This is a genomic window from Leclercia sp. 29361, assembly GCF_011290365.1.
GTDB classification, from domain to species: Bacteria; Pseudomonadota; Gammaproteobacteria; order Enterobacterales; family Enterobacteriaceae; genus Enterobacter; species Enterobacter tamurae.
This window is the reverse complement of record NZ_CP049786.1, coordinates 3,523,782-3,536,599: the sequence shown is the minus strand read 5'-3', so window position 1 is coordinate 3,536,599 and position 12,818 is coordinate 3,523,782. Positions and strand designations below refer to the sequence as shown.

At 57.1% G+C, this 12,818-nt stretch carries 14 protein-coding genes; 8 read left to right on the top strand and 6 right to left on the bottom strand.

Features of this window, described 5'->3' with window-relative positions; all coding sequences use genetic code 11:
• Positions 1 to 6: 6 nt before the first annotated feature.
• Entirely contained in the window at positions 7 to 1,470 is a 1,464-nt protein-coding gene (bepA, locus tag G7090_RS17000; protein ID WP_166183307.1) for a beta-barrel assembly-enhancing protease, read from the bottom strand.
• 221 nt (positions 1,471 to 1,691) lie between these two features.
• Between bepA and G7090_RS16995 the strand changes: the two genes are divergently transcribed.
• Positions 1,692 to 2,753: an AI-2E family transporter gene (locus tag G7090_RS16995; protein ID WP_106994636.1), complete on the top strand. Its 1,062-nt coding sequence runs from the start codon at positions 1,692 to 1,694 to the stop codon at positions 2,751 to 2,753.
• A 138-nt stretch (positions 2,754 to 2,891) separates the two neighbouring features.
• On the opposite strand, the gene bcp is transcribed toward G7090_RS16995, so the two are convergent.
• On the bottom strand, positions 2,892 to 3,362 hold the full coding sequence (gene bcp, locus G7090_RS16990; RefSeq protein WP_166183306.1) for a thioredoxin-dependent thiol peroxidase: 471 nt from the start codon (positions 3,360 to 3,362) through the stop codon (positions 2,892 to 2,894).
• A complete protein-coding gene (locus G7090_RS16985) occupies positions 3,362 to 3,931 on the bottom strand; it encodes a glycine cleavage system transcriptional repressor (RefSeq protein ID WP_207630081.1) in 570 nt (189 codons plus the stop codon). The genes bcp and G7090_RS16985 overlap by 1 nt, the downstream gene beginning before the upstream one ends.
• Positions 3,932 to 4,076: 145 nt before the next feature.
• On the opposite strand from G7090_RS16985, the gene dapA reads away from it, so the two are divergent.
• The 6 genes from dapA (at position 4,077) to ypfH (ending at position 10,601) form a co-directional block, all read left to right on the top strand.
• A complete protein-coding gene (gene dapA / locus G7090_RS16980) occupies positions 4,077 to 4,955 on the top strand; it encodes a 4-hydroxy-tetrahydrodipicolinate synthase (RefSeq protein ID WP_166183304.1) in 879 nt (292 codons plus the stop codon).
• A 16-nt stretch (positions 4,956 to 4,971) separates the two neighbouring features.
• Positions 4,972 to 6,006, top strand: a complete 1,035-nt coding sequence (gene bamC, locus G7090_RS16975) for an outer membrane protein assembly factor BamC (RefSeq protein ID WP_106994640.1) — start codon at positions 4,972 to 4,974, stop codon at positions 6,004 to 6,006.
• Positions 6,007 to 6,116: 110 nt separating this feature from the next.
• Positions 6,117 to 6,830: a phosphoribosylaminoimidazolesuccinocarboxamide synthase gene (gene purC, locus G7090_RS16970; RefSeq protein WP_032613044.1), complete on the top strand. Its 714-nt coding sequence runs from the start codon at positions 6,117 to 6,119 to the stop codon at positions 6,828 to 6,830.
• Between the two features lie 122 nt (positions 6,831 to 6,952).
• Entirely contained in the window at positions 6,953 to 7,816 is an 864-nt protein-coding gene (locus G7090_RS16965; protein WP_166183302.1) for a neutral zinc metallopeptidase, read from the top strand.
• Positions 7,817 to 7,831: 15 nt separating this feature from the next.
• A complete protein-coding gene (locus tag G7090_RS16960) occupies positions 7,832 to 9,832 on the top strand; it encodes a tRNA(Met) cytidine acetyltransferase TmcA (protein WP_371811842.1) in 2,001 nt (666 codons plus the stop codon).
• A 73-nt stretch (positions 9,833 to 9,905) separates the two neighbouring features.
• Entirely contained in the window at positions 9,906 to 10,601 is a 696-nt protein-coding gene (gene ypfH / locus G7090_RS16955; RefSeq protein ID WP_166183298.1) for an esterase, read from the top strand.
• A gap of 38 nt (positions 10,602 to 10,639) precedes the next feature.
• Here ypfH and G7090_RS16950 read toward each other — a convergent pair whose 3' ends face one another.
• From G7090_RS16950 to G7090_RS16940, 3 genes are read right to left on the bottom strand one after another with little or no spacing between them, the layout of a single operon-like run.
• Positions 10,640 to 10,837 (bottom strand): YpfN family protein, encoded by a 198-nt coding sequence (locus G7090_RS16950; protein ID WP_095453344.1) that lies wholly within the window; start codon positions 10,835 to 10,837, stop codon positions 10,640 to 10,642.
• A gap of 26 nt (positions 10,838 to 10,863) precedes the next feature.
• A complete protein-coding gene (dapE, locus tag G7090_RS16945; protein ID WP_166183296.1) occupies positions 10,864 to 11,991 on the bottom strand; it encodes a succinyl-diaminopimelate desuccinylase in 1,128 nt (375 codons plus the stop codon).
• Positions 11,992 to 11,994: 3 nt separating this feature from the next.
• Positions 11,995 to 12,351 carry an ArsC family reductase gene (locus tag G7090_RS16940; RefSeq protein ID WP_166183294.1) on the bottom strand — a complete coding sequence of 119 codons (357 nt, stop codon included), beginning with the start codon at positions 12,349 to 12,351 and terminating at the stop codon, positions 11,995 to 11,997.
• Between the two features lie 388 nt (positions 12,352 to 12,739).
• On the opposite strand from G7090_RS16940, the gene ypfM reads away from it, so the two are divergent.
• A complete protein-coding gene (gene ypfM / locus G7090_RS16935; RefSeq protein WP_015572204.1) occupies positions 12,740 to 12,799 on the top strand; it encodes a protein YpfM in 60 nt (19 codons plus the stop codon).
• Positions 12,800 to 12,818: the final 19 nt, after the last annotated feature.

Below are 12,818 nucleotides of genomic sequence, written 5' to 3'. Positions count from 1 at the left end.
TCTCCTTTACATCTTTTCATACGGACGGTAGCGCTGCTGCAGCTGGCGCAACTGATCGATGCGGGCATCGTAACGGGCCTGTTGCAGGCTACCGAGTTTCACCTGCGAGCTGGCGCTGCTCAGCAGGGAGATAGCCTGATCCAGGCGTCCGACCAGGGCGTAAGCTTCGGCGCGGGCCGCCAGCTCCTGATCGCGATGGCCAAGGGCGCCTTCCGCCTGGGCCAGCAGATCCCAACCGTTAGGATCGTCTTTATTACTGAAGGTGTAGCGGTTGAGAAGGGGCGCGGCTTGCTGCGGCTGTCCGCCCTGTAAATAAGCATTCGCCAGGTTGAGTTGCAGGACCGGATTAGTGCGTATTTCCCGGGCGCCTTTCAGACGGTTAATCGCATCCTGGGCTTTTTTCTGCCCTAAATCGATGTCGGTGGCCAGATCGAGATACCAGGCATTGTTGGCCTCTGCGGTCAGCAGCGGCTGCAGGTTCTTGCGGCCCTCATCATAGTTGCTGGCCTCCATCGCCTGTAACGCCCGACCGTACTGGGCCGCGCGCTGTTCACGCACGTTGCCTTTCGCCAGCGCGTCCAGCAGATCGTTGGTCAGCTGGTTACGCCCGGAGTTGTACATGCCGAGGCTTCTGACCTTCGCCATGTAGAAATCTTCCGAGGACTGCACCACTACCGGACGCATCTGGTTAGCACGGTTACGCGCATCCGACAGACGGCTTTCTGGCAGAGGGTGGGTCAGCAAAATTTCCGGTGGACGCGAGGAGTAGCGCGCCCGATCGAGTAACTTTTCGAGGAAGTTCGGCATCGCCTGCGGGTCAAACCCGGAGCGCTGCAGCACCTGTATACCGATGCGGTCAGCTTCCTGTTCATTCTGCTGGGTAAAGCTGATCATTCCCTGACGCGTACCCGCCAGCGTACCGGTCAGCGCCGCCATCCCCGCCTGCGGGCTGGCCATCGCCAGCAGAATGGAGCCCAGCGCGCCCACCCAAGTGAGCGGGGCGCTGCGCTTCTGATCTTCCATCGCGCGTGCAAGGTGGCGCTGGGTGACGTGGGAAATTTCGTGCGCCATCACCGAGGCCAGCTGGCTTTCGTTATCGGCGTAGCGGAATAACGCCGAGTGCAACACCACATTGCCGCCGAAGAAGGCGAAGGCGTTGATCTCATCGTTATTGATTAAATAGAAGTGGAAAGGGGTTTTCACCGAATCCGCATGGGAGACAAGGCGCATTCCCAGGGAGTTGATGTACTGCACCAGCAGCGGATCGTTAATCAGCGGCGCACTGCCGCGCAGCTGGCGCACGTAATAGTCGCCCATCTGCAGCTCCTGACCAATGGAGAGCGTGCTGCCTGCCGAGGTGCCCATGTCCGGCAATGATTCTGCAGAGTCAGCGAACGCAGGCACCATCTGGCCGGCGGCCAGCGCAGCGATGAGCGTCGCAACCAACGTTTTTTTCAACTGCCTGAACATAACCTCTGTCCTGTCTGGGGGGTGTGCTAATTTGACCGAATAACCCGCATATCGTTCACCTGGGGCTGCTCTGCGAGTGTAGCCGCGTCAGGGCGATAAGAAAATCCCTCTTTTCAGGCTTTTGCGTTTTGTGACAGAGCAAGAAAAAGCGAAAGTCTTTTCATTGACTCTCCGATACAATTCACCTTTTACGTCCAGCCATCATCTTCAGGGAAGGTTGCATGCTCGAGTTATTAATGCAGTGGTACCGCCGACGCTTTAGCGATCCGGAGGCCATTGCGCTGCTGGTTATTCTGGTTGCCGGATTTGGCATCCTCTTCTTCTTTAGCGGGCTGCTGGCCCCGCTGCTGGTGGCGATTGTGCTCGCCTATTTGCTGGAGTGGCCGACGGTCCGGCTGGAAAATATCGGCTGCTCCCGCCGCTGGGCCAGCATCATCGTACTGGTCTTTTTTGTCGGTATCCTGCTGGTGATGTCCTTTGTGGTGCTGCCGATTGCCTGGCAGCAGGGGATCAACCTGATTCGCGATATGCCTGGCATGCTCAGCAAGCTCTCGGATTTTGCCGCCACCCTGCCGCGTCGTTATCCGGCTCTGATGGATGCGGGCATTATTGATGCGATGGCTGAAAACATGCGTACCCGCATCATGACGATGGGGGACACGGTGGTGAAATTCTCCCTCGCGTCGCTGGTGGGCCTGCTGACGCTGGCGGTCTATCTGGTGCTGGTGCCGCTGATGGTCTTCTTCCTGGTCAAAGACAAAGAGCAGATGCTTAACGCAGTGCGCCGCGTGCTGCCGCGTAACCGTGGCCTGGCAGGGCAGGTATGGAAGGAGATGAACCAGCAGATCACCAACTACATCCGCGGCAAAGTGCTGGAGATGATCGTTGTCGGTATAGCCACCTGGATTGGCTTCTTCATCTTTGGTCTTAACTATTCGCTGCTGCTGGCGGTGCTGGTGGGCTTCTCGGTGCTGATCCCGTATATCGGGGCTTTCGTGGTCACCATTCCGGTAGTGGGCGTGGCGCTGTTCCAGTTTGGTCTGGGCACCGAGTTCTGGAGCTGTTTCGCAGTCTATCTGATTATTCAGGGCCTGGACGGTAACCTGCTGGTGCCGGTGCTGTTCTCGGAAGCGGTCAACCTGCACCCGTTAGTCATTATTCTCTCGGTGGTGATTTTTGGCGGGTTATGGGGATTCTGGGGGGTGTTCTTTGCCATCCCATTGGCAACGCTGATTAAAGCGGTGGTTCATGCCTGGCCGGATGTGCCGGCGGTTGAGGAGTAATCTGTTGCCCGGCGGCGCTAACGCTTGCACGGGCCTACGGGTTTTGTGCGGACTGATGCCCTCACCCCAACCCTCTCCCACGGGGAGAGGGTGCAAACACTAAAAACGGCAACTCAGGTTGCCGTTTTGCGTTTACCTTCAGGCGTTCTCTTTCACCCAGTTCAATACCACGTCGTGGTGATTGCTGGTTTTGAAGTCATCAAACACATGTTCAACTTTACCTTCGGCATCGATCAGGAAACTGATGCGGTGGATACCGTCGTAGGTTTTGCCCATAAAGGTTTTCTCACCCCAGATGCCAAACTCACCGCAGACCTGATGGTCTTCGTCGGAGAGCAGCGTGAAGTTCAGCAACTCTTTTTCGGCAAAACGAGACAGCTTTTCAGGCTTATCGGTACTGATACCCAGCACTTCCACGCCCGCGCTCTTCAACTCATCCATGTTGTCACGTAGACCGCACGCTTGTACGGTACAGCCTGGCGTCATGGCTTTCGGGTAGAAGTAGACCAGAACACGCTGTCCCTGGAAGTCGGTTAAATTTACTTGCTCGCCGTCTTGATCGGGCAGGCTAAATTTCGGTGCGATGTCACCGGCTTTCAGTGGATTCATTACTCAACTCCGTCTTGTTCATGCTGGGAATAATTGACGACGTTTATACTGCCTTGCGCATTTAATTCTGTACAGAGGGCTTTGAACGCTTGCTCTATATTTGATGCATCCTGAGAGGCCGGGCTGTGCGCGGTGATCTGGATAAACAGTTTAGGGATAGTGTGGCCTTCGCCCGGCTGGGTACGGGAGACCAGCTCGGCAATGTTCATCTGATGGCTATCAAACAGGGCGGTAAAGCGTTCGATTAAGTGCGGGGAATCAGTCACTTCCACCTGGACCCAGACGGTTGCCGGCAACGCTGGCTGCGGACGTGCGGTGGTGCGCTTCATCACGATTAACAGATCCAGCTCTGCGCCTTTTAACGGCAGGGTCGATTCAATTAAGGTGATGGCATTCCACGATCCGGAAAGCAGCATGATGAAGGTGAACTCTTCCCCCAGCATCGCCAGACGACTGTCTTCAATGTTGCAGCCGCAGCTACTGACGTGGCGAGTAATGGTGTTTACGATCCCCGGCCTGTCAGCACCCAGCGCAGTGATAACCAGGTAATGTTGTGATGATGTTGTCAAACCGGTTCTTCCTTTGCATGGTTTAGTCTTTCTAAGGAAAGCATAAAAAAAACCGGCATACAATAACCTGGAGGCCTCATGTCCCTTGCTTTTATTACAGCACCAAACGTACCATTGAGGCTCTTGCACGCACAGAGGATGGCCCATGTTCACGGGAAGTATTGTTGCGCTTGTTACACCGATGGATGAGAAAGGTAATGTCTGCCGGTCAAGCCTGAAGAAACTGATTGATTATCATGTCGCCAGCGGAACCTCGGCGATTGTTTCGGTAGGGACTACCGGTGAATCTGCAACGCTGAGCCATGAAGAGCATGGCGAAGTGGTCATGATGACCCTCGAACTGGCTGACGGGCGTATCCCGGTTATCGCCGGTACGGGCGCCAACGCGACCGCTGAAGCCATCAGCCTGACCCAGCGCTTCAACGACTCGGGTGTGGTCGGTTGCCTGACGGTAACGCCATACTACAACCGTCCGACCCAGGAAGGTCTGTTCCAGCATTTCAAAGCCATCGCTGAACATACTGACTTGCCACAAATCCTGTATAATGTGCCGTCGCGCACTGGCTGCGATATGCTGCCAGAAACGGTTGGCCGTCTCGCGAAAGTAAAAAATATTATCGGTATTAAAGAGGCGACCGGGAACTTAAGCCGTGTTCATCAGATCAAAGAGCTGGTTTCAGACGACTTTATTCTGCTGAGCGGTGATGATGCGACCTCGCTGGACTTTATGCAGCTCGGCGGCCACGGGGTAATTTCCGTGACCTCCAACATTGCAGCCCGCGATATGGCTGAAATGTGTAAACTGGCGGCTGCCGGTCATTTCCAGGAAGCCCGCGTGATTAACCAGCGTCTGATGCCGCTGCACAACAAATTATTTGTCGAACCCAATCCGATCCCAGTGAAATGGGCATGTAAGGAGTTGGGACTTGTAGCGACCGATACGCTGCGCCTGCCGATGACCCCGATTACCGACCACGGTCGCGAAACGGTCACTGGCGCGCTGAAGCATGCCGGTCTGCTGTAAAGTTTAGGGAGATTTGATGGCTTACTCAGTACAGAAGTCGCGCCTGGTGAAGGTTGCGGGTGTTTCGCTTGTTATGCTGCTCGCGGCCTGTAGCTCAGATTCACGCTACAAGCGCCAGGTGAGCGGTGACGAATCCTATCTGGATGCTGCGCCGCTTGCTGAACTTCATGCGCCCGCTGGCATGATCCTGCCCGTTCAAAATGGCGACTATAACATTCCGGTCACCAACGGGAGCGGCGCGGTAGGCAAAGCGCTTGATATCCGTCCGCCAGCACAGCCTCTGGCGTTAGTAAGCGGGGCGCGTACTCAGTTCACCGGCGATACCGCGACGCTGCAGGTTGAGAGCGCGCGTAATGCCGCGCTGTGGCCGCAGGTTGTCAGCGTGATTCAGTCGAAGAACTACACAATCACGCAACGCGATGACGCCAGCCAGACGCTGTCGACAGACTGGATCGAATGGTCCCGTCTGGATGAAGATCAACAGTACCGTGGACGTTATCAAGTCTCTGTTAAACCTCAGGGTTACCAGCAGGCGGTCGTGGTTAAGCTGCTGAACCTCGAGCAGGCAGGCAAGCCCGTCTCCGATGCCGCTTCCCTGCAGCGCTACAGCACCGAGATGCTTAACACCATCGCTGCGGGCCTCGACAAAAACGCAACCGACGCTGCCAATGCTGCCCAGAGCCGCAATGGCGCAACCTTCGACGTGCAGAGCGCTGCCGACGAAACCGGTCTGCCAATGCTTGTCGTACGTGGTCCGTTCAACCAGGTCTGGCAGCGTCTGCCTGCCACGCTTGAGCGCGTCGGCATGAAAGTGACCGACAGCACCCGCTCGACCGGCAGCATGGCGGTGACCTACAAGCCGCTGTCTGACAGCAGCTGGGAAGCGCTGGGCGCACGCGATCCGGGTCTGGCTTCCGGCGACTACAAGCTTCAGGTCGGCGATCTGGACAACCGTAGCAGCCTGCAGTTTATCGATCCGAAAGGTCACACCCTGACCCAGTCGCAGAACGATGCGCTGGTCGCTGTCTTCCAGGCGGCATTCAGCAAATAAAAAAAGAGGGCTGGTGAATCCAGCCCTTTTTATTTTCGTGCTACGCAAACGTGTGCGTGGCATAATATCTCCAGTTTTGAACACAAATCATCACACCAGGAGTAATGAAGATGCAGAAGCAAGCTGAGTTGTATCGTGGCAAAGCGAAAACCGTATACAGCACGGAGAACCCGGATCTGTTGGTGCTCGAGTTCCGCAATGATACGTCAGCAGGAGATGGCGCGCGCATTGAACAGTTTGACCGTAAAGGGATGGTGAACAACAAGTTCAACCACTTCATTATGAGCAAGCTGGAAGAAGCGGGCATCCCTACGCAAATGGAAGCGTTGCTGTCCGATACCGAATGTCTGGTGAAAAAGCTGGATATGGTACCGGTGGAATGTGTCGTCCGTAACCGCGCCGCAGGCTCCCTGGTGAAGCGTCTGGGTATTGAAGAGGGCATCGAGCTCAACCCGCCGCTGTTCGACCTGTTCCTGAAAAACGACGCCATGCACGATCCGATGGTTAACGAATCTTACTGCGAAACCTTTGGCTGGGTGAGCAAAGAGAACCTGGCGCGCATGCAGGAGCTGACCTTCAAAGCCAACGACGTGCTGAAGAAGCTGTTTGATGACGCCGGCCTGATCCTGGTCGACTTCAAACTGGAATTCGGATTGTATAAAGGCGAGGTGGTTCTGGGTGATGAATTCTCCCCGGACGGCAGCCGTCTGTGGGACAAAGAGACGCTGGATAAAATGGACAAAGACCGCTTCCGCCAAAGCCTGGGCGGTGTGATTGAAGCGTACGAAGCCGTTGCCCACCGTCTGGGTGTTAAACTCGACTAATCCCGTCCTGTCGCCAGGGGAACCTCTGTTCCTCTGGCATCTCACCTTTGTTTCCAGTGGTAATCTTGCCCCGAACCGCCTACGATCATATTTATTATTAAGATGATAATTTCGAGGTGGTTATGCGCTGGCAAGGGCGTCGTGGAAGCGACAATATAGATGACAGACGTAGTAGCGGTGGTCCGTCAATGGGTGGGCCGGGCTTCCGGCTGCCGGGGGGAAAGGGCGGTATCATTATTCTGCTGGTGGTCGTGGTAGCAGGTTACTACGGGGTCGACCTGAGCGGGTTACTCACCGGGCAACCGATGCCGCAGCAGCAGCAGGCGACGCGCTCCATCAGTCCAAATGAAGATGAAGCGGCGAAATTCACCTCGGTGATCCTGGCCACCACGGAAGATACCTGGGGTCAGCTGTTCGACAAAATGGGTCGCACCTACCAGCAGCCGAAGCTGGTGATGTACCGCGGTGCCACGCGTACCGGCTGTGGGACCGGGCAATCGGTGATGGGGCCGTTCTACTGTCCTGCCGATGCCACCGTCTATATCGATCTCTCCTTCTACGATGACATGAAACGCAAGCTGGGCGCCGACGGCGACTTTGCCCAGGGCTACGTCATCGCCCATGAAGTGGGCCATCACGTGCAGAAACTGCTCGGCATTGAGCCAAAGGTTCGCCAGCTTCAGCAGAATGCCAGCGAGAGCGAAGTGAATGCGCTGTCGGTGCGTATGGAGCTGCAGGCTGACTGCTTTGCCGGGGTCTGGGGCCACAATATGCAGCAGGAGGGCGTGCTGGAGGCGGGAGACCTGGAAGAGGCGCTTAACGCCGCGCAGGCGATTGGCGACGATCGTTTGCAGCAGCAGAGCCAGGGACACGTGGTGCCGGACAGCTTTACTCACGGGACCTCAGAACAGCGTTACAGCTGGTTCAAAAAAGGCTTTGACGGCGGCGATCCTGCCCAGTGCAATACCTTCGGTAAGGCTATGTAATTCTCAATGTCAGGGATGAATTTATCCGGGTTACCGGAACAACTGGCGCGGGAGGGGCACCGGCGATTACTGGTGCTGAGCGGGGATGAGACATGGACGCAGCAGCAGGCGCTGCTGCTGAAAGAAGAACATCCCGGAGATTGGCTGTGGGTTGGCGACGACGCCCCCCAGCTCCCGTCCTGTTCACCCCAGGCGCTGAATCAGCTGCTGGGCCGCGAGTTTCTCCACGCCATCTTCGATGCCCGCCAGGGCTTCGATGTCTCGGCCTTTGCGGCCGTCGGCGGCACGCTGCGGGCCGGAAGTATACTGGTTTTACTCACCCCAGCCCTGGCACGTTGGCCGGAGCTGCCCGACCAGGATTCGCTGCGCTGGAGCGACAGGCCAGAGCCAATCCCCACTCCTCGCTTTACTGAACATTTCTGCCGACATATCACGCGCGACCCGCAGGTTTTACTCTGGCAGCAGGGCGCCTCTTTTCCCCGATTGCAAACCCTGCCTGCCCCCGACTGGCACCCGGCCAGCGGTGAGCCGCAGCGGGAGCAGGCCGCGATCCTCGCCCGATTGACGACGATGCCCGCAGGGATCGCCGCCGTGACCGCCGCGCGCGGTCGTGGAAAGTCGGCGCTGGCGGGCATGCTGCTGCAACGCATTGCAGGCCACGCCATTGTCACGGCACCCGCCAGAGCGGCGACGGAGGTTATCGCCCGCTTCGGTGGCGACCGCTATCACTTTATGGCCCCGGACGCGCTGCTGGCTTCGGACGAGCGCGCCGATTGGCTGATCGTTGATGAGGCGGCGGCGATCCCCGGCCCGCTTCTGGCGCGGCTGGTGACGCGCTTCCCCCGGGTGCTGCTAACCACCACGGTGCAGGGTTATGAGGGCACCGGCAGGGGATTCCTGCTGAAATTCTGCGCCCGCTTTGCCGGGCTGCGTTACTTCACCCTGAGTGAACCGGTGCGCTGGGCCGCGGGCTGCCCGCTGGAGCGTATTATCGCCGAGGTGTTGCTGTTCGATGACGAACCCGACGAGCGCCTCCCACAGGGGGAGATCGTCTGTGCTCCGCTGGAGCAGGAGGCCTGGAGCCGTGATCCTGACCTTCCGGCGGCGGTCTATAAATTGCTCTGTGCCGCGCACTACCGGACCTCACCGCTTGATCTGCGGCGGATGATGGATGCCCCGGGGCAGCATTTTGCCGTCGCCCGAACGGCTGATGACGTCTGCGGCGCGCTGTGGCTGGTGGAGGAGGGGGGGCTGAGCCCGGCGCTCAGCCAGGCGGTGTGGGCGGGCTACCGCCGTCCACGCGGCAATCTGGTGGCGCAGTCGCTGGCCGCTCACGGCGGCTCCCCGCAGGCCGCCACCCTTACCGCCCGGCGGGTAACGCGCGTTGCGGTCCATCCCGCTCGCCAGCGTGAGGGCATTGGCCGGGCGCTGATTGCCACCGCCCGCCAGCAGGAGAATATCGACTATCTGTCCGTCAGCTTCGGCTATACCGAGGAACTCTGGCGCTTCTGGCAGCACTGTGGCTTTGTGCTGGTGCGTATGGGCAGCCACCGCGAGGCCAGCAGCGGCTGCTATACGGCGATGGCGATGCTGCCGCTTAGCCCGGCGGGGCAGGCGCTGTGCCAGCGCGAGCAGCAGCGGCTCTGTCGCGATGCGCCAGTCATTGAACGCTGGAATGGTGAAAAGATCCCGGTAGCGCCCGCTGGTGAGGCTACCCTTAATGATGATGACTGGCTGGATCTGGCTGGGTTTGCCTTTGCGCACCGCCCCTTTACGGCGGCGGTGGCCAGCCTGACGCGACTGCTGCAGGCGACGGATCTGTCGCTGGCAGGCGTGCGGGGCAAAATCGAACAGGGGCTGGACGACAGCGACCTGAGTCGCGCGTTAGGCCTCAGCGGACGCAAAGCCCTGCTGAGCCAGCTGCGTATCGAGACGGGCCAGGCGCTGACACAGCTGGACAGCGAACGCTGCCAGAAGCTGAAGCATACCGTTTTGCAATGGCAATTTTTTCAATGACTTCATCAGTAAACTGGCATGTTCATTCTGCCTGTCAGGCGTAGAATCCCGCTTATCAAATAAGGAGACTGCCATGAAACATGACCATTTTGTTGTCCAGAGCCCCGATCGTCCGGCTAAACAGCTACTGCTGCTGTTTCATGGCGTCGGCGATAACCCGGCCAATATGGCGCAGATTGGCAGCTGGTTTGCGCCTCTGTTTCCTGATGCTCTGGTGGTCAGCGTGGGCGGCGCAGAGCCGTGCGGCCCCGATGGTCGGCAGTGGTTTTCGGTGCAGGGCGTGACTGAAGAGAGCCGTCAGGAGCGGGTGGATGCGATCATGCCGACCTTTGTCGGGACGGTGCGTTACTGGCAGCAGCAAAGCGGTGTTGGCGCGAATGCCACCGCGCTGATCGGCTTTTCTCAAGGGGCGATCATGGCGCTGGAGAGTGTGAAAGCCGAGCCGGGGTTAGCCTCGCGGGTGATTGCGTTCAATGGCCGCTACGCGACCCTGCCGGAACGGGCGAATACGGCGACTACGATCCACCTGATCCACGGCGGGGAGGATCACGTCATTGAGCTATCCCATGCGGTTGCCGGTCAGGAAGCGCTGATCCGCGCGGGCGGCGATGTGACGCTGGATATTGTTGACGATCTGGGACACGCCATTGACGAGCGCAGTATGCAGTTTGCGTTGGATCATCTGCGTTTTACCGTGCCGAAACACTACTTCGATGAAGTACTCAGCGGCGGTAAGCCGAACGACGACGGCATTGTTGAGTTTTTATGAGGGCTAACCCTCTCCCCAGCGGGGAGAGGGTTAAGACATTACTTCTTCTGGTCCTTCTTCGGCCAGTCGTCTTCATCATCCCACTTGTCGTTAAAGTCACGATGTGGGGGGAGGTCAGGTTTGTTGGCGAGGAATTTCTTATGGTCAACGCGCTTGAGATCCTTGATCACGTTCAGCAGCACGCCTACCAGAAAAACCAGTACCAAAATCCACCAGTATTTAGCCAGCCAGTCCATTCGCTTATCCTTCTTCAGGGCAACCGTCAGGCGACGAGTTGCTCCATGATACGTTGATACATACGGGCCAGCAGCTGCAAATCAGCGGCATTCACGCATTCATTGATTTTATGAATGGTGGCATTCACCGGCCCAAGTTCGACCACCTGTGCACCCATACGGGCAATAAAGCGTCCGTCGGATGTGCCGCCCGTGGTCAGCAGTTGCGGTTTAATTTCATTATAGTGCGCGATAGCGTTAACCACCGCATCCACCAGCTTCCCGCGGCCGGTCAGGAACGGCTGGCCGGAAATCCACCAGTCCACGCTGTAGCGCAGCTGGTGTTTCTCCAGCAGGGCCGCGACGCGGGCTTTGATCATCTCGTCGGTCAGTTCGGTACTGAAGCGGAAGTTAAACTGTACAAACAGATCGCCGGGGATGACGTTGTTGCTGCCGGTGCCGGCCTGAATGTTGGCAATCTGCATGCTGGTCGGCGGGAAATAGTCGTTGCCCTTGTCCCACTCGATCCCCACCAGCTCGTTGAGCATTGGCGCGGCGCGGTGTACCGGGTTATCGGCCAGATGCGGATAGGCCACGTGCCCCTGCACGCCATGGATAGTGAGGTTACAGGTCATCGAGCCGCGACGGCCATTTTTGACCACGTCACCCACCACCTCAGTGCTGGACGGCTCGCCCACCAGGCAGTAATCCAGACGTTCGTTGCGCGCCATCAGCGCTTCCACTACCTTCACGGTGCCGTTTTTGGCGCTGGCTTCTTCATCGGAAGTGATTAAAAACGCCAGACGGCCTTTATGGTTCGGGTATTGCGCCACGAAACGTTCGGCGGCAACCACCATCGCTGCCAGGGAACCTTTCATGTCGGCCGCGCCGCGACCAAACAGCATGCCGTCGCGGATCGTTGGTTCGAAAGGGGGATTGATCCAGCGGTCAGCGTCACCGGCTGGCACCACATCAGTATGTCCGGCAAACGCCAGCGTTTCGCCCTGACCGCGCCAGGCCCAGAAATTTTGCGTATCGCCAAAATCCATAGGTTCGACGGTAAAACCAATCGCCCGCAGGCGTTCGATCATCAGCGCCTGACAACCCGCATCATCCGGGCTCAGGGAGGGGCGGCGAATAAGCTGCTGAGTCAGCTCAATGACCGGGCATGACATAGACTACACCTCAATAAAATAGGTTTGGTATTGGTTTTCGTTAAAACCCAGCAGCATAGGCTTACCGGGCGCCCAGAGCAATGGGCGTTTGATGATTGCTGGCATTTCAAGCATTAAGGCAGCGGCGCTGTCGGCATTATTGATACTGGCGCGGTGATTTTCATCCAGTTTGCGCCAGGTGGTGCCGCGGGTGTTCAGCAGCGCTTCCCAGCCCAGCTCAGCGATAAACTTCTGCATTAAATCAGCATCCAGACCGTCGACGCGATAGTCATGAAACCGGTAATCGACATGATTATCGTCCAGCCAGCGGCGGGCTTTTTTGATGGTGTCGCAATTTTTGATGCCGTACAGGGTGATCATGGTGAATCCTTTTGTCTTAATAGTGGCCAGTTGCTCAGTATTTTCGAAGCTTCAACAATTGCGGAAATATAACACATTTGTTTTATGACATTATTTTATATCCATGCCTGGCATAAATAACGTACAGGTTATGAATATTATTTCATCTTTATCGCATAGAAGTCCAGGCGCTAAAAAGTCGTGTAAGAACAGTCGCTAATTAATTTTTTCATCGTTAATCAAGGTTATTTCAAAATGTTGCAGTTGGTCACATAAAATTTATCGGACTGGACCCATATTATCTACAAGCCAGTCGTACCAACGGGGGTAGAGCAGAAGAGCTGATTAAAAAGTCTTCACAATGATGATATATTCTCGTAGAATGGCCATAATAATAAGAGAGGTAGTTATGATTGAACGTGAACTGGGGAACTGGAAAGATTTTATCGAAGGCATGCTTCGTAAATGACATTCAGGAAGAAATGCAA